Raw genomic sequence first — 25,410 nt, 5'->3', positions numbered from 1 at the left:
CTACCGAAGTCCTTTTTCATGTAAAATATAATATGATAGCATAGTGGTCATAAATGACCATAATAAAAAGTTAACTTTTTGATTTAAAGCAAATAAACGACAAATTGGAATATTTAAAAATAATTTTTGGATGGTGTAAAGCAATGCAACGAGAAGAAAAGGAAGTAACTAAAAGTGAATTATTAGTGGTAACTGGTTTGTCAGGTGCGGGTAAGTCTGTAGTAATTCAAAGTTTAGAAGATATTGGTTATTTTTGTGTAGATAATTTGCCACCGATATTATTACCGAAATTTGTAGAATTGATGGGGCAAGGAAATCCTTCGTTGCAAAAGGTAGCTATTGCCATTGATTTAAGAGGAAAGGAACTTTTTAAATCCCTAATTAAAGAAATAGATCAAATAAAAAGCAATTCAGATATTATTGTTGATATGATGTTTTTAGAAGCATCCAATGAAAAATTAATTTCTCGTTATAAAGAAACAAGACGTGCACATCCATTAAATGAACAAGGACAGCGATCGTTGCTTGAAGCAATTGAGGAAGAACGTAATTTATTAACTGAGATTCAAAGCCTAGCCAATTACACAATTGATACGTCATCAATGAAACCCAAAGAGCTTCGAAAGCGTATTGGAGACTATTTTAATCAAAGTAACTACCAAACGTTTAATATCAATGTGACGAGTTTTGGCTTTAAACACGGTATCCCAATGGATGCAGACTTATTGTTTGACGTAAGGTTTTTACCCAATCCGCATTATGTGGATGAATTAAGACCATTAACAGGTGACGATGAAGCGGTGTATAATTATGTTATGAAGTGGAAAACGACAAATATTTTTTATGAAAAATTAATGGATTTATTGAAATTTATGATACCAGGTTATAAAAAAGAAGGTAAATCACAACTTGTGATTGCTATTGGTTGTACTGGTGGCCAACACCGTTCTGTAGCTTTAGCTAAACGGATTAGCACAGAACTAAATGAAAATTTTGACTATAATGTATATGTGCGTCATCGAGATGCTCATATTGAAAGTGGCGTGAAGCAAAAAAATGAAGAGAATTAAACTTGTACTTATTGGTGGTGGTACAGGTTTATCTGTTTTAGCACGTGGATTAAAAGATTTTCCAATTGATATTACGGCTATTGTCACTGTTGCTGATGATGGTGGTAGTACCGGGAAAATCAGAAGTGAAATGGATATACCTGCGCCAGGAGATATACGAAACGTAATTTCAGCATTAAGTGACTCTGAAACAACAATTGAAAGATTGTTCCAATATCGTTTTAAAGAAAATCAAGTTGAAGGACATTCATTAGGCAATTTGTTAATTGCTGCACTAACGAATATGAATGACGATTTTGGACATGCAGTAAAAGAATTAAGTAAAATTTTAAATATTAGAGGCCGTGTTATACCATCTACAAATTCGAGTGTAAGTTTAAATGCTGTGATGGAAGATGGTGAAATGGTTTACGGCGAATCCAATATACCTAAAATGAATAAGAAAATTAAGCGTGTATTCTTAGAACCAGAAGATGTAGAACCTATGGAAGAAGCTGTTGAAGCAATCGAAGAAGCAGATTTAATCGTACTAGGACCTGGTTCATTATATACAAGCGTGATTTCTAATTTATGCGTAAAAGGTATCGCCGAATCGTTATTAAAATGTAATGCACCTCAATTATATGTATCTAACGTCATGACCCAACCAGGTGAGACTAACCGTTACACTGCGGTAGATCATGTTAATGCAATACATAATCACATGGGGCGTAATTGTATTAATTATGCCATATGTAGTACACAGAATTTTACTGCTGATGTCCTAAAACGATATAAAGAAGATGGTGCTGAACCAGTTAAATGTAATATGAGTGATATGGAAGCACAAAATATAAAAGTTTTTACACATCCTAATTTAGTAGAAGTATCCCAAGAAAACTATGTTAGACATAATACCGAAGTCTTGTCTAAAATGATTTATGAGATTGCAATGAGAGAGACGGATACAATAGAATTTAAGCGATAAAAAGATAACCTAAGCGTTAAACTTAGATAAGAAGGGACTGAAGCAGTATGAGCTTTGCATCGGAAATGAAAAATGAACTCACTAGAATCGAAGTAGATGAAACAAATGCAAAAGCAGAGCTCAGTGCGCTCATACGTATGAATGGTGCACTCAGTCTTTCCAACCAACAATTTGTTATTAATGTGCAAACTGAAAATGCTACAACAGCAAGACGTATATACTCGTTAATAAAAAAAATGTTTAATGTTGAAGTGGAGCTACTTGTAAGAAAGAAAATGAAATTAAAAAAGAATAATATTTATATTTGTAGAATTAAAGCACGTGCTAAAGAAATATTAGATGAGCTAGGTATCCTGAAAAATGGAGTTTTTACACATGAAATCGACGCTTCTATGATTCGCGAGGATGAAATGAAAAGAAGCTATCTGCGCGGGGCGTTTTTGGCTGGTGGTTCCGTTAATAACCCCGAGACTTCTTCTTATCATTTGGAAATATTTTCATTATATGAGGATCATTCAGAAGGTATTACGAATCTAATGAATGCATATGAACTCAACGCGAAACACTTAGAACGTAAAAAAGGTAGTATAGCTTATTTAAAAGAAGCTGAAAAAATTTCAGATTTCTTAAGTCTCATTGGCGGTTATCAAGCCTTACTGAAATTTGAAGATGTACGCATTGTTAGAGATATGAGAAATTCTGTTAATAGGTTGGTCAACTGTGAGACTGCTAACCTAAATAAAACAGTTAGTGCGGCAATGAAACAAGTAGAAAGTATTCAATTAATAGATCAAGAAATCGGTTTAGATAACCTACCTGATAGACTACGTGAAATAGCTAAGTTAAGAATAGAGCATCAAGAAATTTCGCTTAAAGAATTAGGTGAAATGATGTCGTCAGGTGCCATTTCAAAATCTGGTGTAAATCATCGTTTAAGAAAACTAAATGAAATTGCCGATAAAATACGTAGTGGTGAAACGATAGAATTATAACATTTTGACTATGCGTGACGACAGAATTTACCATGAGTGGAATACATCAATTTTAGAAATTGCAAAAATATCATTGATAAATATAACACATTAATATTATAATAATTGAATTAGTTTTTGTGTGAATAAAGCTTTCATGTAGATTAATATGTAAGCTTCATATACACTTTGGTAGTAATTATCTGGAATGACGATACACGCATATTTAACTTAAAAAACGATTGGTTCTATAAAGTACCACTTTGCCATTTTATTGAGTTAGTGATACTTATGCATGCGCCCATCTCATATAAGATGCATAAGAAAATGAGCAGTTCTTAGGCAAGCGTTTTAATTTGTGTGTTTTTCTAGCTAATAGTGCCAGGGGCGGGATAATGTTATCTTTTTTGGATAAAAGATTTCTATTCCGCTCTCTTTTTAATATAATCCATACTATATTTAAATAGTAATTTATTTTCGAAGAGATTAGGGGTGAATGAATGTCAGCATTTATCAAAAAACACTATAAAAATATTATCTTATGCTTGCTGGGGACATTTATTAATGCGATAGGTGTAAACTGCTTCCTACTTGGATCAGATTTAGGTGATGGTGGTACGGTAGGTATATCACTTTCCTTACTGTATGCCTTTGGTTTATCCCCTGCGTGGACGTCATTAATAATAAATACTATTGTCGTTTTTATTGGTTGGAAATTTTTAAGTAAAATGGTTGCTATTTATACAGTGGTTTCAAATACTGCATTGTCTTTCTTTTTACATTTAACTGAAAATATTAATCTCGGTATCGATAATTTTGTTATTAACTCGGTCTTTGGTGGTGCCATCATCGGTATTGGTGCTGGTTTAGTTATCTCAACAGGTAGTACACTTGGAGGCACATCTGTAATTGCTAAAATCATTAGTAAATACACAGAAATGAAAACATCACAAGGTATTTTTATATTAGATGCCATCGTTGTTTTATCATTTTTAATGGTGTTGCCATTGAAACACGTGTTATTTACAATTATTATGCTGTTCATCACTGAGCGCGCAACGTCATTTATAATTGAAGGTTTCAACCCTAAAAAAGGCGTGACAATTATTTCTAGTAAGAATGAAGTAATCAGTGATAAAATTAATACCTTTACTGGTCGAGGATCAACGCTCTTAACCGGGAAAGGTGGCTATGCTAAGACAGATACAACCATGCTATATGTAGTTGTACCCCAGTCTCAAGTAACGAGAGTGAAAAAACTCGTACACGAAGAAGACGAAAACGCCTTTCTCGTTATCCACGATGTGCGAGATGTTTTAGGTAGTACATTTATTAACGTGAAATAAAAAGGTGAAATTTTTGTATTCATTTGTTCAGCAATGCAACATAAAGTGATTTTTCTATTTGACAAGAGCGTCTGTATTGCATCAAGGCGTAATTAGTTGGATAATTATATTTATAATGATTATATAGGATGACTATGGATGAATGATATTTTTAAATTTATAATCGAAGCTAACGATGGTAATGCCTTCTGTGAATATGTAGAGAATGTATGGGAAATAGACCCGGCACTAGCTTTAAAAAGATTTGAAACAGCAATTAAAAGACATCATTATTTTTATTTAAAAGATAGTGATAGATATATTAATGTTAATAATATCATGTCAATAAAAGTAGAAATTGTGAGGAAAGCTGATTAAATTGGCCAAACCAAAATAAAAAAGAATGATGTAATTTAAAATAATTCATACCATAAAATATGATTCTATCCACTATTTCCAAGTTTTCTAAAGCTATAAAATATATTATCTGCTAAGCAATAGGAGTGGCTGTGGAGTTAAAAGAATCGTTTATTTGTATAATAAGTTAAGAATTTTACGAAGATGCGCAGCTAAAACGTATGATAATGAAAAGCATAATATTACCGGTATCACAGTATTATAATCCATTGTGATATCGGTAATATTAAATAGCCTATACTTAAGTCCCCTCGAAGGGAATCGAACCCCTATCCTAAGAACCGGAATCTTATGTGTTATCCATTACACTACGAGGGGATAAATAACAATAATATTAGTGTACAAATCAAATGAGGAATGGTCAACAATAATATTTTAGGTTTGTTGAAAATCCAAGCGTTATTTTTTGACCATATTTGACTTTTAGGTTAAAATAAATTTATCAGTTAGAAATAAGGAGGCAATATTAATGAATTTAATACCTACAGTAATTGAAACTACAAACCGTGGGGAACGTGCTTATGACATTTACTCACGTTTATTAAAAGACCGTATTATTATGTTAGGTTCACAAATCGATGATAATGTAGCTAACTCTATCGTATCACAATTATTATTCTTACAAGCGCAAGATGCTGAAAAAGATATTTATCTTTATATCAATTCTCCAGGTGGTAGTGTAACTGCCGGATTTGCGATTTATGATACAATCCAACACATTAAACCAGATGTACAAACGATTTGTATTGGTATGGCAGCGTCAATGGGTTCATTCTTACTTTCCGCAGGCGCGAAAGGTAAACGTTTCGCGTTACCGAATGCTGAAGTAATGATTCACCAACCACTAGGCGGTGCCCAAGGTCAAGCAACTGAAATTGAAATTGCCGCTAACCATATTTTAAAAACACGTGCTAAATTAAATAAAATTTTAGCTGAACGTACTGGTCAATCAATTGAACAAATTGAAAAAGATACTGACCGTGATAATTTCTTATCAGCTGAAGAAGCTAAAGAATATGGCTTAATTGATCAAGTAATGATACCAGAATCATAATAATTTATTTTATAAATAAATGAGTGAAAAAGACGAGTCACATTGTTGCGCTAATCCTTTCCTATGTATGTTTAACAATAGTAGTGGATTAGCCATACGTGACTCGTCTTTTTTAAAACATAATCAATTTTGGAAGAGATTGGGCATGAACAATATCTCGGCTTTGAATATTATTTAGACAGTAACAGTATAGAATCAAAAGCATTTCAATTTTTATGTTTTTTACTTAATCTTCTTAACCAAGGAGGAAGTGACAAAAATTATTTCCGACACGTGTTCTTTCTATCCCACTTCCTAACATTGTTTCGGGTGACACAGTTTGTTTTTACAAAATAATATTAAAGCAATAACCAGTGTTAACAAACCTAAAATGAACAAAGTAATTGAAATTATAATTATTATTAATGATTGTTCCAATGCAAAGACACTATTCAATATGAGTAATAGACCTGCAATAAATAATAAAATTTGCGAAAAACGATCATGTTTCATAGTTACTTTTTACCTTCCTACTGGACTAAGTTTTCAAGTGCAAGTTTTAGGTTTGGATATTTAAATTTAAAGTCTATCGCTTGTAATTTATTAGGTAGTACTTTTTGAGTATCGAGAATAACCGTAGACATTTCTCCTAAGACTAATCTAAGAGCTAACGACGGCACCCAAGTATAATGTGGTCGATGTACTTCTCTTGCTAACGTGTAACCGAACATGTTCTGATGCTCTGCCATAGGTGATGTAAAATTATATACACCAGACGCTTTATCGTTGTTTATCGTATATAATATACCTCTTGTTAAATCTTCTATGTGAATCCAAGAATACCATTGTCTGCCTGTCCCAATTTTTCCACCTACATTTAAGTCATAGGGTAACTTCATTAGTGGCAAAGCACCCCCTTCACTTGATAGAACCATACCAAATCTGCCAATAATCACGCGTGTACCTAATGTTTCGAATTGACATGCAAGTCGTTCCCATTGATAAACGACTTCTGATAAGAAATCAAATGGGAGTGTTTGATATAATTCAGTGTAAGTACGTGTTAAGTCAGGTCTATAATAACCAACCGCACTCGCGTTAAAGAATATAGATGGTTTTTGTTGTCTGTTTTTAAAGAGGTCGAACAATGCTTGAGTAGCTTGTAAGCGGCTTAACATAATGTTTTGTTTGTGCGAAGCAGTCCATCGTTTATTTAAACTCGCACCAGCTAAATTGATTACAATATCAATATCTGGAATTTTATCTTCCCAATTCGGTTCCGACCAATTTACATATGTGATTTTAGGATGTGATGTTGAAAGTGATTGTCTTGTTAAAATGGTTATATGTGAGTCGCTTTGTTTAATAGCGTTAACGAGTTGAGTGCCTACTAGACCTGTACCGCCTGTTATTAGATAGTGTTTCATTTTATCACCTCATAGAATTGTAATGTTAAGCATTGCTAACATTAAAAGTAGATCAATCTTTTAGATTTGAAAGACAAAATTTATTCGAATTTTGTTCAAGAATATGTCATTTACTTCCTGATAGATGTATTTAAAATCAAATGATATGTCGTTATAATAAAGGTACCTTCGATATTAATTAATCATCTCTTAATTATTTCGAGTATACCCCATAATATACTAGCGAAGGTAAAATTTTGACTCCCTTTAGTAGAGGCCTATGCGCGTAGCGTGTAGGCCTATTTAATTTATACTTGTAAAATTAAATAATCAGATGGATAATGAATCATCTTATTGGAAGTATTCACATACAAGTGAATCACTTCATATTATAAAATAAATAGTTTAATAATGCCAAAAGCAATAAAAAGTAAGAAAACAGTTAATATGAAAAATTTGTAACATGCCCTTATTTGCAATTTAGAATCGTCATAATCATTTTCGGTCATCATATGACGTAAGCCTTTGGGTTTCGACTGGTGGTCTTGGTTAATATTATTAAATAAGTCTTGTTTATTCATAATCTAGTCACATCCTGTTATGATTAGGGTATAGTAAAATAATTTAATAAAAGTGTTGAATCACCAGTTCAAATTAGATTACTATTAAATTAAAGCACATAATATAAAGCACATTATATATAGTTTACTATAGTTATGCCAACAAAGTAACAACCGTATTAAAATGAAGTTAATATGGTTGTTTAATAAAAGAAATGGTGTAAAATATAGTTCTGATATAAAATTAAAGCCATTATAAAATAATGAGTTGATATAAGCTGAAGTGAGGGGAGCATATGCCTAAACATAATCAAAATAATGATTTTGATGAAAAAGACAAGAAAAAAATGAGTGGTCTTGCAAAAATTATAAGCGGCGTCATTGTCCTATTACTCATAGGCGGTTTGATTTTCGCAATTTTTGCCTTTGTAGACCATTCGAATAAAGCCAATGAACGTTTAGCAGATCAAAAGCAAGAAGAAAAAGACAAGAAAAAAGAGAAAACGAAAGAACAAAAAGATAAGCAAACAGAAGAATCAACTGAAGAAACACAACAGACACAGCAATCCCAAGAAACACAACAAACACAACAAACACAACAAACACAGCAAGTTCCTCAAACCCAACAGACGCAACAATCCCAAACACAAGAAAGAAGAACGACTGAAGAGGACAACTCACCTGAAAAAGCAAAAGAACCAAGTACGACGGAAGAACAATCTACTGAAGAAAAAACAACAGAAGAACGATCAACAGAAGAGAAAACAACAGAAGAACGATCAACAGAAGAGAAAACAACAGAAGAACGAACATCTGAGCCATCAACAGAGGAACAAACCTCTCAACCGTCAACAGAAGAAAAAACAAGCGAACCTTCTACACAACAACGAAGTGCTCAAGAAAATACAGAACAACGCTCTACCCAAAATAATAATTCAAATTCAGAAGATAGTTCACAATCATCAGAGGATGATTAAAATTGAAGCATGTTACTTTGAAAGAAGTGCTTTATATTTTTATTCCAGTCCACTACTGTTAATACAATATTCAAGGCTGAAACATAATGATGTTTCAGCCTTTTTATGCGACTTGGGTAATAAATGCAAAGCACCAACACCTCTCAAATGATTGAGTTAGCAGTATTTATGCAAGCAGTTGGTTGATGTAATCAGTTCATATTTTAGAAATGAAAACGTATTGAATTTATATGTACAATTTCATGTTTTAGAATAATAAACTAACTAAATATGAAATTAATGAAAATAAAAGTATGAGTGAAACACAACCCCCAAGGCAACCAAATGGTCCTAGGTGACAGCCTACTTGTCTATTATAGTTAAATGATTGATAACGATTTTTATGGGATGGGTTTTTGTTTTGTTTAAAATAGTCGTCATCTTTATAGCGCTTATCGTCTGGATCTATCACTTCCGGATGTTTATCATTAGCCACGTGCATCCCTCCCTTCTAAAATATGAACTATTTTTATATTTATTTTAATCGTATTAAGGGACTGATTCAATGAAATCCACATCGTAAATGAAATTACTTAATCTGATAGCTTTTATATTATATTTAAAATAATAATGAGAAAATGATTAATGAAAACCTTAAAGGGTAATTTATAGTATATAAAGAGAAATAAGACAACTTAGATTAGCTTCTATTAATGGATAAGTATTTCTCTTGCTTTTTTAAATATATAGTAGTATTATTGCAAATATAAGAGGTTATATTTTTTTGTCCCACCAGGGACGTAAAAAGTCAATCTATGGTTAGAACCTGACCCTTGAATATAGAAACGGAGGAGGATAGTAGTGAAAGACTTGATAAAGATTCAACAAAAATTAGTGCCAGAACTTGTTGAAAAAATGTATCGTCGTTTTTCGATTCTCACTACTATTGCTCAATATCAACCCGTAGGTAGACGTAGTTTAAGCGAATATATGAATTTAACTGAGAGGGTACTTCGTTCTGAGACTGATGTATTGAAGAAACAGGAACTAATTAAAGTCAAACCTACAGGTATGGAAATAACGGATGCTGGCGAAGCGACCATCCGTCAATTAAACAGTTATTTTAATGTTTACTCAGACGATCATCAACTTGCACAAGTTATCAAGGAAAAATACGGCATCAAAGATGTCTATGTTATTCCAGGTGATTCAGATACTGACAAAGCAGTTAAAATTGAACTGTCGAAACAGGCTGGACAACTCGTTGAAGACGTATTGTATGACCACGCAACTGTTGCAGTAACAGGCGGTTCTACAATGGCGTACGTAAGTGAAGCCATGCATCATCAACCTTATGATGTATTTTTTGTACCTGCACGAGGTGGCCTTGGTGAAAATGTTGTATACCAAGCGAATACTATTGCAGCAAGTATGGCGCAGCAGACTGATGGCGATTATACAACGCTATACGTTCCAGATAATGTAAGTGAAACCACTTATAACACACTTATGTTAGAACCATCAGTCATACACACCTTAGAGAAAATCAGAGAAGCTAATATTACAATCCACGGCATTGGTGATGCGCTGAAGATGGCGCGAAGACGTCAATCACCTAGTGAAGTTATTGAAAAACTTCAACATCACAATGCCTCGGGAGAAGCATTTGGATATTATTTCGACGAACAAGGGCAAATCGTTCACAAAGTTAAAACGATTGGACTTCAATTAGAAGATCTTGTTTCGAAAAAGTTTATCTTTGCCGTAGCTGGGGGTAAATCAAAAGGAGAAGCTATTAAAGCTTACCTCTCGATTGCGCCTAAAAATACTGTGTTAATTACAGATGAGGGTGCGGCAAGCGTTATCGTTAACAATAGTAATAAAAAGTGATTCCACTTTTTAAATATCATTTTAAAGGAGGCCATTATAATGGCAGTTAAAGTAGCAATTAATGGTTTTGGTAGAATTGGTCGTCTAGCATTCAGAAGAATTCAAGACGTAGAAGGAATCGATGTTGTAGCAGTAAACGACTTAACAGATGATGAAATGTTAGCTCATTTATTAAAATATGACACTACACAAGGTCGCTTCACAGGAGAAGTTGAAGTTGAAGAAGACGGTTTCCGCGTTAACGGATTAGAAGTTAAATCATTCTCAGAACCAGATCCAAGTAAACTACCTTGGGGAGACTTAGATATCGATGTAGTATTAGAATGTACTGGTTTATTCACAGAAAAAGAAAAAGCAGAAGCGCACATCAACGCAGGTGCTAAAAAAGTATTAATCTCTGCACCAGCTAAAGGTGACTTGAAAACAATTGTATACAACACTAACCACGATACTTTAGATGGTTCTGAAGAAGTTGTTTCAGGTGCTTCATGTACTACTAACTCATTAGCTCCAGTTGCTAAAGTGTTAAATGATGAATTCGGTTTAATCGAAGGCTTCATGACTACAATCCACGCATACACTGGTGACCAAAGTACACAAGATGCGCCTCATAGAAAAGGTGACAAACGTCGTGCACGTGCAGCTGCTGAAAACATTATCCCTAACTCAACAGGTGCTGCTAAAGCTATCGGCCTAGTAATCCCTGAAATTGATGGTAAATTAGACGGTGGAGCGCAACGTGTTCCAGTTGCAACTGGTTCATTAACTGAATTAACAGTTGTATTAGAACAAAATGTAAACATCGAAGACGTAAATAAGGCAATGAAAAATGCATCAAACGAATCATTCGGCTACACTGAAGACGAAATCGTTTCTTCTGATGTAATCGGCATGACTTATGGCTCATTATTCGATGCGACACAAACTCGTGTTATGACAGTTGGCGACCGTCAATTAGTTAAAGTAGCAGCTTGGTACGATAACGAAATGTCATACACTTCACAATTAGTTCGTACACTAGACTATTTAGCTAGCCACGCTAAATAAGGTGACGTTAACTTAAATTTAGCAAGCATTAGCATTGTTAAATTGAATTAATAAGCTTAGGAGTAAGCGGGGAGCTCAACGCTTCTCCGCTTATTTTTACTTTATTCATTCATTTAAAGGAGGAAGATTTTATGGCAAAAAAAATTGTATCTGACTTAGAGTTAAAAGGTAAAACTGTACTTGTCCGTGCGGATTTTAACGTACCGATGAAAGATGGAGAAATTACTGACGACAATCGCATTGTCCAAGCTTTACCAACAATTAAATATATTGTTGAACAAGGTGGGAAAGTCGTATTATTCTCTCATTTAGGTAAAGTTAAAGAAGAAAGTGATAAAGCAGAATTGACTTTAAAACCAGTAGCTAATGCATTATCTGAAAAACTAAATAAAGACGTTGTATTTGTTCCTGAAACACGCGGCGAGCAACTAGAACAATCTATTAAAGGTTTAAATGAAGGCGACGTACTTTTAGTAGAAAATACACGTTTTGAAGATTTAGATGGTAAAAAAGAATCTAAAAATGACCCTGAATTAGGTAAATATTGGGCATCACTTGGCGATGTGTTCGTAAATGATGCATTTGGAACCGCACATCGTGAACATGCTTCTAACGTAGGTATTGCAGCTCACTTAGAAACTGTTGCAGGTTACTTAATGGAGAAAGAAATTAGATATATAGGTGGCGTCGTAGAAAACCCTGATAAACCTGTAGTTGCAATTCTTGGTGGCGCTAAAGTTTCAGATAAAATTGGCGTCATTACTAACTTATTGAAAATTGCAGACAAAGTACTTATCGGTGGCGGTATGTCATACACATTCTTTAAAGCACAAGGTAAAGAAATTGGTTTATCATTATTAGAAGAAGATAAAGTTGACTTTGCTAAAGAATTACTAGAAAAATCTGGTGATCAAATTGTTTTACCTGTTGATTGTAAAGTGGCGAAAGAATTTTCAAATGACGCGGTAATTACAGAAGTTTCTGTAGATGATATCCCTGCAGATCAAGAAGCAATGGATGTAGGTCCAAAAACAGTGGAACTATTCAAAGAACAATTACAAGGTGCGCATACAGTGGTGTGGAATGGACCTATGGGTGTATTTGAATTTAGTAACTTTGCTAAAGGTACAATTGGTGTTTGTGAAGCAATCGCTGAAATGAAAGATGCGAACACAATCATCGGTGGTGGCGACTCAGCTGCAGCAGCTATTTCGCTAGGATACGCTGATGATTTCAGTCACATTTCAACAGGCGGTGGCGCATCATTAGAATATCTTGAAGGTAAAGAATTACCAGGTGTCGTTGCGATTGCTAATAAATAATCGTTTGATTAAAAAAGCTAGACATGGTTAAACAGAAATTAATCATAATTTACTAATAGGAGTGTATATAATGAGAAAACCAATTATTGCGGGTAACTGGAAAATGAATAAAACAGTTCAAGAAGCTAAAGATTTTATTAACGAATTACCAGCATTACCAGATACAAAAGAGGTAGAATCAGTAATTTGTGCTCCAACAATTCAATTAGACGCTTTAGTTACATTGGTTAATGAAGGAAAAGCACAAGGTTTACAAATTGGTGCGCAAAACGCATTCTATGAAGATGATGGTGCTTTCACTGGTGAAACATCACCAGTAGCATTAGCTGACTTAGGTGTAAAATATGTGGTCATTGGACACTCAGAACGTCGTGAAATTTTCCACGAAACTGACGAAGATATTAATAAAAAAGCACATGCTGTATTCAATCATGGTATGACACCAATTATTTGTGTTGGTGAAACTGATGAAGAACGCGAAAGTGGAAAAGCTAACGAAATTGTCAGCAATCAAGTGAAAAAAGCAGTTGAAGGCTTATCAGATGAACAATTAAAACAAGTGGTAATTGCTTATGAACCGATTTGGGCAATCGGTACTGGTAAATCTTCTACTGCAACAGACGCAAACGAAATGTGTGCATTTGTAAGAGAAACAATTGCTGACTTATCAGGCCAAGCAGTTGCCGATGCAACACGTATTCAATATGGCGGTAGTGTAAAACCTAACAACATTAAAGAATACATGGCAGAATCAGACATTGATGGCGCATTAGTAGGCGGCGCGTCACTTAAAGTGGATGATTTTGTACAATTGTTAGAAGGTGCAAAATAATATGGCTAAACAACCAACTGCATTAATTATTTTAGATGGTTTTGCAAACAGAGCAAGCGAACACGGTAATGCTGTAAAACTAGCTAATAAACCTAACTTTGACCGTTATTATAGTAAGTATCCAACAACACAAATTGAAGCAAGTGGTTTGGATGTTGGACTCCCTGAAGGTCAAATGGGTAATTCAGAAGTTGGACATATGAATATCGGCGCTGGACGAATTGTTTATCAAAGTTTAACACGCATCAATAAATCTATTGAAGATGGCGACTTCTTTGAAAACGATGTATTAAACAACGCCATTCAACACACAAAAAGTAATGATTCAGCGCTCCATATCTTTGGTTTATTATCAGATGGTGGCGTACACAGTCATTATAAACATTTATTCGCTTTACTTGAATTAGCTAAAAAGCAAGGTGTCGAAAAAGTTTATGTTCACGCATTCTTAGATGGACGCGATGTAGATCAAAAATCAGCATTAAAATATATCGAAGAAACTGAAGCCAAATTTAATGAACTTGGTATTGGGCAATTTGCCTCAGTATCTGGACGCTATTATGCAATGGACCGTGATAAACGTTGGGATAGAGAAGAAAAAGCTTATAATGCAATTCGTAACTTTGGCGGAGAAACATTTGATTCAGCTAAAGCTGGCGTGGAAGCAAACTATGCTAAAGACTTAACTGATGAATTTGTTGAACCATTCATTGTTAAAGACCAAAATAACGGTGTAAACGATGGAGACGCAGTTATCTTTTATAATTTCCGTCCTGACAGAGCTGGACAATTGTCTGAAATCTTTACAGATAAAGCATTTGAAGGCTTTAAAGTCGAGCAAGTAAATGACTTATTCTATGCAACGTTTACAAAATACAACGATAATGTTGACGCAGAAATTGTATTTGAAAAAGTAGATTTAACAAATACAATTGGTGAAGTTGCACAAGATAATGGTCTCAAACAATTACGTATTGCTGAGACAGAAAAATTCCCACATGTAACTTATTTTATGAGCGGGGGTCGCAATGATGAATTTGAAGGTGAACGTCGTCGTTTAATTGATTCACCTAAAGTTGCAACTTATGACCTTAAACCAGAAATGAGTGCTTATGAAGTCAAAGACGCACTTATTGAAGAGTTAGATAAAGGTGATTTAGATTTAATCCTATTAAACTTTGCTAATCCTGATATGGTTGGTCATAGCGGTATGCTTGAACCAACAATTAAAGCGATTGAAGCAGTTGATGAATGTCTAGGTGAAGTTGTAGACAAAATCATTGATATGGGCGGTCATGCGATTGTTACAGCTGACCATGGTAACTCGGATATGGTGTTGACTGACGATGAACAACCAATGACAACACATACAACGAACCCAGTACCAGTTATTGTTACTAAAGAAGGCGCAGATTTACGCGAAACAGGACGTCTTGGTGATTTAGCACCAACATTATTAGATTTGTTAAACGTAAAGCAGCCCGAAGACATGACTGGTGAATCATTAATTAAACATTAATACAATGCGAAAATTTAAATGATTGCTTAGTAAAAAGTATAACAACGTGTCATATGTTATAAAATGTTTGTAAAACGTATGGCACGCAAAATTAAAAGAAAATAATTAAATTATTTGTATTTATAGCATTTATGGCTATAATGAAGATGAAATTTAATATTTCTAAACTACTTATTAAAAAGGAGATTACAAACATGCCAATTATTACAGATGTTTACGCTCGCGAAGTCCTTGACTCACGTGGTAACCCAACAGTTGAAGTAGAAGTATTAACTGAAAGTGGCGCATTTGGTCGTACACTTGTACCATCAGGTGCGTCTACTGGTGAACACGAAGCGGTAGAATTACGTGACGGAGACAAATCACGTTATTTAGGTAAAGGTGTAACTAAAGCAGTTGAAAATGTTAACGAAATTATTGCACCAGAATTAGTTGAAGGTGAGTTTTCAGTATTAGAACAAGTTTCTATTGATAAAATGATGATTCAATTAGATGGCACTGAAAACAAAGGTAAATTAGGTGCGAACGCTATTCTTGGTGTTTCTATTGCAGTAGCTCGTGCAGCAGCTGATTTATTAGGCCAACCACTTTATAAATATTTAGGTGGATTCAACGGTAAACAATTACCAGTTCCAATGATGAACATTGTAAATGGTGGTTCTCACTCTGATGCGCCAATCGCATTCCAAGAGTTTATGATCTTACCAGTTGGTGCTGAAACATTTAAAGAATCATTGCGTTGGGGAGCGGAAATCTTCCACAACTTAAAATCAATCCTTAAAAACCGTGGTTTAGAAACAGCAGTAGGCGACGAAGGTGGTTTCGCTCCTAAATTTGAAGGCACTGAAGATGCTGTAGAAACTATTTTAGAAGCGATTAAAGCAGTTGGCTTAGAGCCTGGTAAAGATGTATTCTTAGGTTTTGACTGTGCTTCATCAGAATTCTTTGAAGACGGCGTTTACAACTACGCTAAATTTGAAGGTGAAAATGGTTCTAAACTTACTGCAGAACAACAAGTTGACTACTTAGAAGAATTAGTTAACAAATATCCAATCATCTCAATTGAAGATGGTATGGATGAAAATGACTGGGATGGTTGGAAAGTATTAACTGATCGTATCGGTGATAAAGTTCAATTAGTCGGTGACGATTTATTCGTTACAAATACTGTTAAATTATCAGAAGGTATCGAAAAAGGTATCGGTAACTCTATCTTAATCAAAGTTAACCAAATTGGTACATTAACCGAGACATTTGATGCTATTGAAATGGCTCAAAAAGCTGGTTATACAGCAGTTGTATCCCACCGTTCTGGTGAAACTGAAGATACTACAATCTCTGATATTGCAGTGGCTACAAATGCTGGTCAAATCAAAACTGGTTCATTATCAAGAACAGATCGTATTGCTAAATACAATCAATTATTACGTATTGAAGATGAATTATTCGAAACAGGCAAATTTGACGGTATCAAATCATTTTACAACTTAGATAAATAATATTTATCTTAAATAAAGAGTTCACGCGCTAACACGCAAGTCATTTGACTTGCGTGTTTTTTTAAAGCTCCACTTCTCAAATTATTGAGTTAGTGGGGCTTATGCAATGGCAAAGCTATTGTAAACAGCGAAAGAACTTGCTCAATTGAAAATTGAGCTTAGTAGGACTTATGCAATAGCAAGGCTATTGTAACCAATGAAAGAACTTGCTCAATTTATTGAGTTAATGATATTTATGTATGAGTTTTAGCTCAAATAAATCCTTTATCCCTTTTAATCTAGTCATCTTTGCCGGGATGGGAGACGAAATCTTTTTAATAAATTAGATTTCTGTCCCCCTCCGTAGTAGAGCTTACGCAATAGTCAAGTTATTGCATAAGAGAAAAGTTTGAGTCGGGAGGAAATTAATTGTCCCTGCCATTAATCATTAATGTGGCAGTAATTTAAAGTCCCGTTCCCTTTTGTGCATACAGTTTATAGATATAAGTGGATGAATGTTTGTATCCTCAGTTTTATGTGGTATCCAAAGTAAAAAATATTACGAGTGCATATGATTTTAGTTTACTTATTTACTTAATTTGTTCATCTTTGTTAGTGAAACTGATATAATTAGTAGTGTAAATTATAGAAGGAGCATGGACTGATTATGAATGCAAAACCTGAAACAAAAGAAGTTAGAACTGGTCATTTGATTGCTTACAGTTCATTAATCATTGCGATTCTTTATGCAATACATTTATTTCTCATTTTAGACGATAGTGTAGTGAAGCAACTGTTAATAAATAGTAAACAAAAACCTTCCGAAAATGCTATTGGTGTTATAAAAAACAGTTTTCAATTTACAGGTGTTATGTATGTAATAGCCAATTTAACGGGGATTATTGCAATTTGGAACAGGCATACATACTTGTGGTGGTTTATGTTTGCAGTATTCGCTTCACAAATTCTATATAACTTAGTTAATATCAACGCAGTTTTCGAAGCAATATTAGATGTCAAATCAATGGTGAATATCTTACCGTTAACAATAGTATTGATTATGTCATTCGTCTTAGCAGTTTACATGTTAGTCGTGTCTATCAAGCGTAAAAGTACTTTTAATAGATAGAAGTTTGCTAAACAAGTTAAACGTGTGATATAATGCGGTGCGTATATAATGAATGGAGGACAATTTTTATGCATACATTTTTCATGATCATTTTAATATTAGATTGTATTGCATTAGTGACTGTTGTATTACTCCAAGAAGGTAAAAGTAATGGACTATCAGGTGCGATAAGCGGTGGCGCCGAACAGTTATTTGGTAAACAAAAACAACGTGGCGTTGATTTATTCTTGCATAGATTAACAATTGTATTGTCTGTCATTTTCTTCTTGTTAATGTTAGGCATAAGTTATTTTGGTTTATAAGGTCCGACAATGTTAAAGTCGGGCTTTTTTATTTATAATAGTATTACCCGACTTTTTAAATGATTAAATTTAGGGAATATACTTTGAGTATGATTCATATTAAATCAATTGCTAGGACGAAAGGGTTGAACCACGATGCAAATTAAATTACCAGAGCCATTCTTTTTTGAAGAAGGCAATCGTGCTGTATTACTTTTACACGGTTTTACAGGAAATTCTTCAGATGTAAGACAATTAGGTAGATTCTTACAGAAAAAAGGTTATACATCTTACGCACCACAATATGATGGTCATGCTGCACCACCCGAAGAAATATTGCAATCAAGTCCATTTGCGTGGTATAAAGATGCGATAGACGGGTACCAATTTCTTGTGGATAAAGGATATGATGAAATCGTTGTAGCAGGTTTATCTCTAGGCGGTTGCTATGCGTTAAAAATAAGCTTAGACAGAGATGTAAAGGGTATTATAACAATGTGTACGCCTATGCATATCAAGACAGAAGGCGCAATGTTTGATGGTGTTTTAGAGTATGCCCGTAATTTTAAAAAATACGAGGGAAAAGATGAAGCTACAATTGAAAAAGAAATGGATGTATTTCACCCCACAGACACTTTAAAAGATTTACAAGAACAAATTCAAAGTGTAAGAGACCAAGTAGACGAAGTGATGGATCCTTTACTCGTTATACAAGGTGAACAAGATCAAATGATTAATACCGATTCTGCAAACATTATATACAATGAGAGCGAATCAGATGAGAAAGATATTAAATGGTATGCGAATTCAGGACATGTCATCACAATAGATAAAGAAAAAGAAACAGTTTTTGAAGATATATACCAATATTTAGAATCATTAGATTGGTCAAAATAAATTTATAGTATTTAATTATAGAAAGGAGGGGCATAATGAATTTAAAGCAATCCATTGAAGAAATTATCAAACAACCAGATTATGAACCCATGTCTGTATCTGATTTTCAAGATGCATTAGGTTTAAACAGTGCCGACTCATTTAGAGACTTAATCAAGGTGCTCGTTGAATTAGAACAAACCGGGTTAATTCAACGTACAAAGACAGATAGGTACCAACGTAAGGAATCTAAAAAATCAAAACAATCCGAATTAATTAGAGGAACATTAAGCCAAAATAAAAAAGGCTTTGCGTTTTTACGTCCAGAAGATGGTGATACAGATGATATCTTTATCCCACCAACTAAGATTAATCGTGCAATGGATGGAGACACTGTACTTGTCGAATTACAACACTCTAAGGGTGAACATAAAGGTAAACTTGAAGGAGAAGTTAAATCAATTGAGAAACACTCCGTCACTCAAGTCGTAGGTACGTATAGTGAAGCAAGACACTTTGGTTTTGTACTACCCGACGATAAACGTATCATGCAAGATGTATTTATTCCGAAAGGTCATAACCTAGGCGCTGTAGATGGACATAAAGTATTAGTACAGATTACTAAATATGCAGATGGCACAGATAATCCAGAAGGACAAGTTTCAGCTATTTTAGGCCATAAAAACGATCCAGGCGTAGATATTTTATCTATCATCTATCAACATGGTATCGAAATTGAATTTCCAGATAAAGTGTTAGAAGAAGCTGAAGCAGTACCAGATGAGATTAAACCATCTGAAATAGAAGGCCGTCGTGATTTAAGAGATGAACTAACGATTACGATTGACGGTGCAGATGCTAAAGACTTGGACGATGCAATTAGTGTGAAAAAACTAGAGAACGGTCATACACAATTAACAGTCAGCATTGCAGATGTCAGTTACTATGTAACAGAAGGCTCAGCGCTAAATGAAGAAGCATACGATCGTGCAACGAGTGTTTATTTAGTGGATCGCGTAATCCCTATGATTCCACATCGACTCAGTAACGGCATCTGTTCATTAAATCCAAATGTAGATAGATTAACATTAAGTTGCCAGATGGAGTTAGATGAACGTGGCGATGTCGTTAATCATGAAATCTTTGATAGTGTCATTCACTCAAATTATCGTATGACTTACGATGAAGTAAACGAAATTATTACAGATCAAAATAAAGAGACGCGCGATAAATATAACGAAGTGACACCAATGCTTGATTTAGCAAAAGATTTATCTGAACGCTTAATCAATATGAGAAAACGCCGCGGTGAAATAGATTTCGATATCAGTGAAGCAAAAGTACTTGTAAATGAAGAAGGTATACCTACTGATGTTGAATTAAGAGAACGTGGCGAAGGCGAACGTCTTATTGAATCATTTATGTTAGCTGCCAATGAAACAATAGCAGAACATTTTGATCGTTTAGATGTACCGTTCATATACCGTGTACACGAACAACCTAAATCAGAACGTCTACGTCAATTCTTTGATTTTATTACTAATTTTGGAATAATGATCAAAGGTACTGGCGAAGAAATTCACCCATCTACTTTACAAAAAATCCAACAAGAAGTAGAAGGTCAACCGGAACAAATGGTCATTTCTACTATGATGTTACGGTCAATGCAACAAGCACGTTATGATGATGTCAATTTAGGGCATTTTGGCTTATCTGCCGAGCACTATACACACTTTACATCGCCTATACGTAGATACCCAGATTTAATAGTTCATAGACTCATCCGTAAATATCTTGTTGATAAAACGATGGATGATAAAGAACTTAATAAATGGGAAGAACTGCTACCAGAAATCGCAGACCACACATCTCAAAGAGAACGTAGAGCGATTGAAGCAGAACGTGACACAGATGAATTGAAGAAAGCAGAATACATGGTTCAACATATTGGAGAAGAATATGAAGGTATCATTAGTTCTGTAGCTAATTTTGGTATGTTTATTGAATTGCCAAACACCATTGAGGGCATGGTACACGTATCAGACATGACGGATGATTACTATAACTTCGATGAACGTCAAATGGCAATGATAGGTGAACGACAAGCTAAAGTATTCCGCATTGGCGATCCCGTTAATATTAAAGTAGTTAATGTCGATGTAGATGAACGCATGATTGATTTTCAAATCGTCGGTATGCCGTTACCTAGAAAAGAACGTAGCCAACAACCTTCACGTGGTAAGACGATCCAAGCTAAACCACTTGGTAAGTCACTAGATAAATCCAATGACGATAAAAAAGGTAAGAAAAAACAACGTAAAGGTAAAAATCAGCGAAATAAAAACAAACAAACTAGTGGCAATACAAAACATAAACCATTTTATAAAGATAAAAAGGTTAAAAATAAAGCTCGTAAGAAGAAAAAATAATTCAACAAAGAGGTGAAACTCAATGCCAAAGAAAAAATCACCAGGAACGTTAGCTGAAAATCGTAAAGCAAGACATGATTTTAATATTGAAGATACGGTTGAAGCGGGCATTGTGTTAAAAGGGACGGAAATCAAGTCCATTCGTCGTGGCAGTGCAAACCTTAAAGATAGCTATGCGCAAGTAAATCGTGGCGAAATATTTTTAAACAATATGCACATTGCTCCATATGAAGAAGGTAATCGATTTAACCATGACCCTCGTCGTTCACGTAAACTCCTATTACACAAACGTGAAATATTGAAATTAGGCGAACGTACAAGAGAAATTGGTTACTCAATTATCCCTTTAAAACTCTATTTAAAACACGGTCAATGTAAAGTCTTACTTGGCGTTGCAAGAGGTAAGAAAAGACATGATAAACGTCAAGCATTGAAAGAAAAAGCAATGAAACGTGATGTAGATAGAGCACTTAAAGCGCGTTATTAAGCGAAAATATTGCCAAAGACACCGATCTTTGGTAATATAATATGTGCTTTCTGAAAAAGATGTATAGTTTAAAGTCTGCAGAAAGTACATTATATTATTAGGGGGACGTTTTTGGATTCGACAGGGGTCCCCGAGCTGGTTAAGCGTGTCGGAGGGTTGTCTCCGCACCAACACACACAGTTAAAAATTAACTGACAAATCAAACAATAATTTCGCAGTAGCTGCGTAATAGCACTCTGCATCGCCTAACTGCATTTCCTATGTGCAGTTAACGCGATTCAACTTTAATAGGATACGCTAGGTACTGCCGCTTGAAGTCTGCCTAGAAGAGATTAACCAAGCTAGCACAATGTCGGCTGTCTATCACCTAACATTGTGCGAAATGCCTTGATAGACTACACACGTAGAAAGATTAGTATCAGGACCTCTGGACGCGGGTTCGAATCCCGCCGTCTCCATTACAGAGCTCTCAGCCCAAGTGGTTGAGAGCTTTTTTAATTGCCATGGTATTAACACAGATTTGCCTTGCTTATAAAAAAGTACGTTACAAATTTGTAGTTATTACTTTGTGATAAATAAACATAAATGATATTGTTTTAACCCTAGAATGTATTTAATATCAAATATTTCAAATGAGGAGTTATAAAAAATGATTAAAGAGCAAATCCAAGCTTCATATAATTTATTAAAAAAGCATATAAGAGACATAGATGAGGAAATAGCTACTTATCAACCAAACGTTGCTAATAATAATATCAAATGGCAATTAGGTCATTTAATTTTATTGAATGATTTTTTAGTATTTGAAACTATTAATGGGGAAAATGTTTTAGATCAAACGCCTGCAAAATATTTTTTGTGGGGAACATCACCAAAAGATTTTGATGGTTATGAACCTTCTTTTACCGAACTAAAAAAATTATTAGATGAACAACTTGATAGAATTCTTAATGCTTTAGAAAAACAATTAAAGAAAGATAGAAATGAACCAATTGTACTTAAAGATGTAGACGTTTATATGGAAAATTTTAATCAATCTATACATTTTGCTATTATTCATACTAATCGACACTTTGGTCAAATTGTATTATTAAAATCTATGATTAATAAATTAAATTAAAAACCACTGCCCAATATTAGGCAGTGGCTATAAACATTTTATAATTTTTTGCATATTCAGATACAAATGACTATATTGTGAATTTACTTCATCAATAAAAATGGCCTAATCTGTGCGTGATTATGATAAGGTTAACGCTTGGTGTTAATTCTATAATCAATCTTCACGTACGCTATTTATAAAATCAAATTCAATCTTTTCATCGATGCTCATCAGTTCTTATAGACGCCTTGCTCAAATCTAAAATAAATTTAAACGCCTAACTTTCATTACACCTATTTATCATTTTTAATAAAAAGTCTAATTTTTGCAATTCTGAAACAGATAAAAAATAGGACATCATCACGATGCCCTTTGAAAATTAACTCACTTCACATGCATAGCCATCTTTATCTCTATCGTGTTTTGACTCATATGCAGGATGATCTTGTGGAACGCCTTCTGGATAAACCTGACGTAGCGCTGTACAATTTGGGAAAGTTGTAGTATTTTCAGTTGTTGAATTGGTATTATCTTCGGTGTCGTCATTAAAATTATTACTTGAAGTAGGGTCGGAATTAGAATTGTTTTCTGTCTTTGCTTGATTTTGAGTATTGTTTTGTTCTTCAAATGCAGAATTTAAACTCCAAATGCCTATTTTTTCTGATTTTGCTTGTTCTTGTGAATTTTCTAACTCTGTCAAATATCTAGTATTTGGAGGGTAAACGTAAGCTACTTTTGCTAAACCTTCTCTTACTAATATATTATTTAACATGTCTCCATCTACATATATGTAAGCTAAATTTCTTCCGTATTTATCTTGCTTTTCTCCAACATCAAATTCTACTTCTATTTTTTCAGCATTATTTAGTAATTCTGCGGTTCTATCTGAGGCTTCTTGGCCAAATGGTTGCTTGCCTACGCTTGGGTGTTTAGTTTCAGGTGTGTCAATTAGTAAAAATCTAAAAGATGCTTTGGTTTCTTCATATATAAATTTAGCAGTATCACCATCAACAGTAGAGGCTAATTCAACTGGTATCTTATCTGTAGTGCCCGGTTTAGGTTTGTTTTCTTTTTTGTCTTCACTTTTCTGTTGATCATTTTTCGTTTCAGATTGATCTTCATCATTTGAAGATTTTAAAGTTGTTTTATCTTCAGATTCTTTAGAGTTTTCTTTTTTAGTAATTTCTTTTTGTTTGTTTTCTTCTTTATTCTCTCCTTTTTCAGCATCTTTTGATGATGATTGGTTTTCCTTCTTATCTTCTGATTTACTTTGTTCGTTATCACCACATGCAGATAAAACCAAAAAACTTGCTAATAATAAAAATAGTAATTTTTTCATATGTGTCTCCTCTAAATTATATTTGTATAAAATTATTGTACTATACTAAAAAATAATTAGTAAGAATAATTATAGTATTATTTGAAATGTTAATTATTTATAGTCAATTAGAATTATGGTATGTATATTATTATTGTAAAGTGTTCATCAATTAATCAATCGTTTTTAACTTTTAGAGGCGATATTTTTATAGATATGTGTTATATTTACAGTCCTACTACTGTCTCCTGAAAATATAAAAGGGGAAATTCTATGATAAATTTAATTTCAGCAATAGGTTCTATAGGCACATTTATAATGGCATTATTCTATTTTGTTTCAGTCACTTTGCAACTGTACCAAATGAAAATCGGCTTTATTCCAGCTTTAGGTTTTAACCAAGTATTGCTTGAACTAAATGAAGAAGACGAGCTTACCATGAAAAATATGTCAACTGACATTACTGATCATGAAGATTATTTAAAATTATATAACTTGGGCGGCGGTGCTGCTAAAAAGATAAAAATTGAGATTTTATTAGATGGTGAAAAAGTTATACAAGAAAAATATGTAAATATGTTACCAAGTAAAGAAAGTTATCTTTTACCTGTAAACAAAGAAGTATTTGAAGAATTTGAAAGCACAATCCAAAATAATGGATATGAGTCTAATATAAATATTAGAATATCTTACCGTCATAATGTCAGTAGAAAACAACATACACTGACATTGAATGGCAAGTTGGACGAATTTAATATGTATAAAAACAAGACAATATATGAACTTCAATTTATAGAAGATTAATTTTAACTCTACCTGTTAAGGTAGGGTTTTTTATAAAGTGAAAATGTGTGAAATAGTATTCATTTATATTTAAGAAACTGGATTAAGCAAACATAATTTGGAGGATATTACATAAAAAATAAGCCCATCAATTAAGATGAGCTAAAAGATTAATGATAACAAAATAAATAGGCTCTATACTAAACAGGACT

24 protein-coding genes, 1 tRNA gene and 1 other RNA gene are annotated in these 25,410 nt (G+C 33.8%); 21 read left to right on the top strand and 5 right to left on the bottom strand.

Going from position 1 to position 25,410, the window contains the following annotated elements; translation table 11 throughout:
* Positions 1–143: 143 nt before the first annotated feature.
* The 5 genes from rapZ to KA894_RS05710 all read left to right on the top strand — a co-directional run bounded on the left by rapZ (position 144) and on the right by KA894_RS05710 (position 4,711).
* On the top strand, positions 144–1,070 hold the full coding sequence (rapZ, locus tag KA894_RS05730; RefSeq protein ID WP_096810670.1) for an RNase adapter RapZ: 927 nt from the start codon (positions 144–146) through the stop codon (positions 1,068–1,070).
* Complete coding sequence (locus tag KA894_RS05725) at positions 1,057–2,037, top strand: gluconeogenesis factor YvcK family protein (RefSeq protein WP_096810669.1); 981 nt, start codon at positions 1,057–1,059, stop codon at positions 2,035–2,037. Before rapZ ends, KA894_RS05725 begins: the two co-directional genes overlap by 14 nt.
* Before the next feature lie 47 nt (positions 2,038–2,084).
* Positions 2,085–3,029, top strand: coding sequence for a DNA-binding protein WhiA (gene whiA / locus KA894_RS05720; RefSeq protein WP_210133823.1), 945 nt, complete (start codon positions 2,085–2,087; stop codon positions 3,027–3,029).
* Between the two features lie 479 nt (positions 3,030–3,508).
* Positions 3,509–4,354 carry a YitT family protein gene (locus KA894_RS05715; protein ID WP_096810667.1) on the top strand — a complete coding sequence of 282 codons (846 nt, stop codon included), beginning with the start codon at positions 3,509–3,511 and terminating at the stop codon, positions 4,352–4,354.
* Between the two features lie 138 nt (positions 4,355–4,492).
* On the top strand, positions 4,493–4,711 hold the full coding sequence (locus KA894_RS05710) for a hypothetical protein (RefSeq protein ID WP_096810666.1): 219 nt from the start codon (positions 4,493–4,495) through the stop codon (positions 4,709–4,711).
* 285 nt (positions 4,712–4,996) lie between these two features.
* On the opposite strand, the gene KA894_RS05705 is transcribed toward KA894_RS05710, so the two are convergent.
* Positions 4,997–5,068 (bottom strand) — tRNA-Arg (locus KA894_RS05705).
* A gap of 151 nt (positions 5,069–5,219) precedes the next feature.
* Here KA894_RS05705 and clpP point away from each other — a divergent pair.
* Entirely contained in the window at positions 5,220–5,804 is a 585-nt protein-coding gene (gene clpP, locus KA894_RS05700) for an ATP-dependent Clp endopeptidase proteolytic subunit ClpP (protein ID WP_096810665.1), read from the top strand.
* A gap of 509 nt (positions 5,805–6,313) precedes the next feature.
* Here clpP and KA894_RS05695 read toward each other — a convergent pair.
* The gene (locus KA894_RS05695; protein WP_096810664.1) at positions 6,314–7,210 is read right to left on the bottom strand and encodes a TIGR01777 family oxidoreductase; all 897 of its coding nucleotides are present in this window, start codon (positions 7,208–7,210) and stop codon (positions 6,314–6,316) included.
* Positions 7,211–7,578: 368 nt separating this feature from the next.
* The gene (locus KA894_RS05690; RefSeq protein WP_210133820.1) at positions 7,579–7,770 is read right to left on the bottom strand and encodes a hypothetical protein; all 192 of its coding nucleotides are present in this window, start codon (positions 7,768–7,770) and stop codon (positions 7,579–7,581) included.
* A gap of 275 nt (positions 7,771–8,045) precedes the next feature.
* Here KA894_RS05690 and KA894_RS05685 point away from each other — a divergent pair, with 275 nt between their 5' ends.
* Positions 8,046–8,726, top strand: coding sequence for a DUF4887 domain-containing protein (locus tag KA894_RS05685; protein ID WP_210133817.1), 681 nt, complete (start codon positions 8,046–8,048; stop codon positions 8,724–8,726).
* 247 nt (positions 8,727–8,973) lie between these two features.
* On the opposite strand, the gene KA894_RS05680 is transcribed toward KA894_RS05685, so the two are convergent.
* Positions 8,974–9,207 (bottom strand): hypothetical protein, encoded by a 234-nt coding sequence (locus KA894_RS05680; protein ID WP_232514181.1) that lies wholly within the window; start codon positions 9,205–9,207, stop codon positions 8,974–8,976.
* Positions 9,208–9,566: 359 nt separating this feature from the next.
* On the opposite strand from KA894_RS05680, the gene KA894_RS05675 reads away from it, so the two are divergent.
* The 13 genes from KA894_RS05675 (at position 9,567) to KA894_RS05615 (ending at position 23,115) form a co-directional block, all read left to right on the top strand.
* Complete coding sequence (locus KA894_RS05675) at positions 9,567–10,595, top strand: sugar-binding transcriptional regulator (RefSeq protein WP_096810660.1); 1,029 nt, start codon at positions 9,567–9,569, stop codon at positions 10,593–10,595.
* A gap of 39 nt (positions 10,596–10,634) precedes the next feature.
* Positions 10,635–11,642, top strand: a complete 1,008-nt coding sequence (gene gap / locus KA894_RS05670) for a type I glyceraldehyde-3-phosphate dehydrogenase (RefSeq protein ID WP_096810659.1) — start codon at positions 10,635–10,637, stop codon at positions 11,640–11,642.
* Between the two features lie 131 nt (positions 11,643–11,773).
* A complete protein-coding gene (locus KA894_RS05665) occupies positions 11,774–12,964 on the top strand; it encodes a phosphoglycerate kinase (RefSeq protein ID WP_103372936.1) in 1,191 nt (396 codons plus the stop codon).
* Between the two features lie 70 nt (positions 12,965–13,034).
* Positions 13,035–13,796, top strand: a complete 762-nt coding sequence (gene tpiA / locus KA894_RS05660) for a triose-phosphate isomerase (protein WP_119488119.1) — start codon at positions 13,035–13,037, stop codon at positions 13,794–13,796.
* 1 nt (position 13,797) lies between these two features.
* Positions 13,798–15,315 (top strand): 2,3-bisphosphoglycerate-independent phosphoglycerate mutase, encoded by a 1,518-nt coding sequence (gene gpmI, locus KA894_RS05655; protein WP_103372938.1) that lies wholly within the window; start codon positions 13,798–13,800, stop codon positions 15,313–15,315.
* A 194-nt stretch (positions 15,316–15,509) separates the two neighbouring features.
* Entirely contained in the window at positions 15,510–16,814 is a 1,305-nt protein-coding gene (gene eno / locus KA894_RS05650; RefSeq protein WP_096810655.1) for a surface-displayed alpha-enolase, read from the top strand.
* A gap of 646 nt (positions 16,815–17,460) precedes the next feature.
* Positions 17,461–17,922: a hypothetical protein gene (locus KA894_RS05645; RefSeq protein ID WP_119488118.1), complete on the top strand. Its 462-nt coding sequence runs from the start codon at positions 17,461–17,463 to the stop codon at positions 17,920–17,922.
* 68 nt (positions 17,923–17,990) lie between these two features.
* The gene (secG, locus tag KA894_RS05640) at positions 17,991–18,224 is read left to right on the top strand and encodes a preprotein translocase subunit SecG (RefSeq protein ID WP_019469442.1); all 234 of its coding nucleotides are present in this window, start codon (positions 17,991–17,993) and stop codon (positions 18,222–18,224) included.
* Between the two features lie 135 nt (positions 18,225–18,359).
* On the top strand, positions 18,360–19,100 hold the full coding sequence (locus KA894_RS05635; protein WP_096810653.1) for an alpha/beta hydrolase: 741 nt from the start codon (positions 18,360–18,362) through the stop codon (positions 19,098–19,100).
* Between the two features lie 35 nt (positions 19,101–19,135).
* Positions 19,136–21,508, top strand: a complete 2,373-nt coding sequence (gene rnr / locus KA894_RS05630) for a ribonuclease R (protein WP_119488117.1) — start codon at positions 19,136–19,138, stop codon at positions 21,506–21,508.
* A gap of 22 nt (positions 21,509–21,530) precedes the next feature.
* Positions 21,531–21,995 carry an SsrA-binding protein SmpB gene (smpB, locus tag KA894_RS05625; protein WP_096810651.1) on the top strand — a complete coding sequence of 155 codons (465 nt, stop codon included), beginning with the start codon at positions 21,531–21,533 and terminating at the stop codon, positions 21,993–21,995.
* Positions 21,996–22,096: 101 nt separating this feature from the next.
* Positions 22,097–22,456: a transfer-messenger RNA gene (gene ssrA, locus KA894_RS05620) on the top strand.
* 188 nt (positions 22,457–22,644) lie between these two features.
* Positions 22,645–23,115, top strand: coding sequence for a DinB family protein (locus KA894_RS05615; protein ID WP_107643938.1), 471 nt, complete (start codon positions 22,645–22,647; stop codon positions 23,113–23,115).
* A gap of 361 nt (positions 23,116–23,476) precedes the next feature.
* Here KA894_RS05615 and KA894_RS05610 read toward each other — a convergent pair whose 3' ends face one another.
* Positions 23,477–24,436 carry a thermonuclease family protein gene (locus KA894_RS05610; protein WP_207606565.1) on the bottom strand — a complete coding sequence of 320 codons (960 nt, stop codon included), beginning with the start codon at positions 24,434–24,436 and terminating at the stop codon, positions 23,477–23,479.
* A 252-nt stretch (positions 24,437–24,688) separates the two neighbouring features.
* Between KA894_RS05610 and KA894_RS05605 the strand changes: the two genes are divergently transcribed.
* Complete coding sequence (locus tag KA894_RS05605; protein ID WP_096810648.1) at positions 24,689–25,219, top strand: hypothetical protein; 531 nt, start codon at positions 24,689–24,691, stop codon at positions 25,217–25,219.
* Positions 25,220–25,410 lie beyond the last annotated feature (191 nt).

The organism is Staphylococcus sp. GDY8P131P (genome assembly GCF_017891975.1).
GTDB lineage: Bacteria > Bacillota > Bacilli > Staphylococcales > Staphylococcaceae > Staphylococcus > Staphylococcus nepalensis.
The sequence above is the reverse complement of the archived record's forward strand: the minus strand, read 5'-3'. Positions and strand labels throughout refer to the sequence as shown.

Excerpts from the sequence above, each read along its gene's own strand:
- rapZ (WP_096810670.1), top strand. The coding sequence starts at position 144 with ATGCAACGAGAAGAAAAGGAAGTAACTAAAAGTGAATTATTAGTGGTA.
- KA894_RS05725 (WP_096810669.1), top strand. The coding sequence starts at position 1,057 with ATGAAGAGAATTAAACTTGTACTTATTGGTGGTGGTACAGGTTTATCT.
- whiA (WP_210133823.1), top strand. The coding sequence starts at position 2,085 with ATGAGCTTTGCATCGGAAATGAAAAATGAACTCACTAGAATCGAAGTA.
- KA894_RS05715 (WP_096810667.1), top strand. The coding sequence starts at position 3,509 with ATGTCAGCATTTATCAAAAAACACTATAAAAATATTATCTTATGCTTG.
- KA894_RS05710 (WP_096810666.1), top strand. The coding sequence starts at position 4,493 with ATGAATGATATTTTTAAATTTATAATCGAAGCTAACGATGGTAATGCC.
- clpP (WP_096810665.1), top strand. The coding sequence starts at position 5,220 with ATGAATTTAATACCTACAGTAATTGAAACTACAAACCGTGGGGAACGT.
- KA894_RS05695 (WP_096810664.1), bottom strand. The coding sequence starts at position 7,210 with ATGAAACACTATCTAATAACAGGCGGTACAGGTCTAGTAGGCACTCAA.
- KA894_RS05690 (WP_210133820.1), bottom strand. The coding sequence starts at position 7,770 with ATGAATAAACAAGACTTATTTAATAATATTAACCAAGACCACCAGTCG.
- KA894_RS05685 (WP_210133817.1), top strand. The coding sequence starts at position 8,046 with ATGCCTAAACATAATCAAAATAATGATTTTGATGAAAAAGACAAGAAA.
- KA894_RS05680 (WP_232514181.1), bottom strand. The coding sequence starts at position 9,207 with ATGCACGTGGCTAATGATAAACATCCGGAAGTGATAGATCCAGACGAT.
- gap (WP_096810659.1), top strand. The coding sequence starts at position 10,635 with ATGGCAGTTAAAGTAGCAATTAATGGTTTTGGTAGAATTGGTCGTCTA.
- KA894_RS05665 (WP_103372936.1), top strand. The coding sequence starts at position 11,774 with ATGGCAAAAAAAATTGTATCTGACTTAGAGTTAAAAGGTAAAACTGTA.
- tpiA (WP_119488119.1), top strand. The coding sequence starts at position 13,035 with ATGAGAAAACCAATTATTGCGGGTAACTGGAAAATGAATAAAACAGTT.
- gpmI (WP_103372938.1), top strand. The coding sequence starts at position 13,798 with ATGGCTAAACAACCAACTGCATTAATTATTTTAGATGGTTTTGCAAAC.
- eno (WP_096810655.1), top strand. The coding sequence starts at position 15,510 with ATGCCAATTATTACAGATGTTTACGCTCGCGAAGTCCTTGACTCACGT.
- KA894_RS05645 (WP_119488118.1), top strand. The coding sequence starts at position 17,461 with ATGAATGCAAAACCTGAAACAAAAGAAGTTAGAACTGGTCATTTGATT.
- secG (WP_019469442.1), top strand. The coding sequence starts at position 17,991 with ATGCATACATTTTTCATGATCATTTTAATATTAGATTGTATTGCATTA.
- KA894_RS05635 (WP_096810653.1), top strand. The coding sequence starts at position 18,360 with ATGCAAATTAAATTACCAGAGCCATTCTTTTTTGAAGAAGGCAATCGT.
- rnr (WP_119488117.1), top strand. The coding sequence starts at position 19,136 with ATGAATTTAAAGCAATCCATTGAAGAAATTATCAAACAACCAGATTAT.
- smpB (WP_096810651.1), top strand. The coding sequence starts at position 21,531 with ATGCCAAAGAAAAAATCACCAGGAACGTTAGCTGAAAATCGTAAAGCA.
- KA894_RS05615 (WP_107643938.1), top strand. The coding sequence starts at position 22,645 with ATGATTAAAGAGCAAATCCAAGCTTCATATAATTTATTAAAAAAGCAT.
- KA894_RS05610 (WP_207606565.1), bottom strand. The coding sequence starts at position 24,436 with ATGAAAAAATTACTATTTTTATTATTAGCAAGTTTTTTGGTTTTATCT.
- KA894_RS05605 (WP_096810648.1), top strand. The coding sequence starts at position 24,689 with ATGATAAATTTAATTTCAGCAATAGGTTCTATAGGCACATTTATAATG.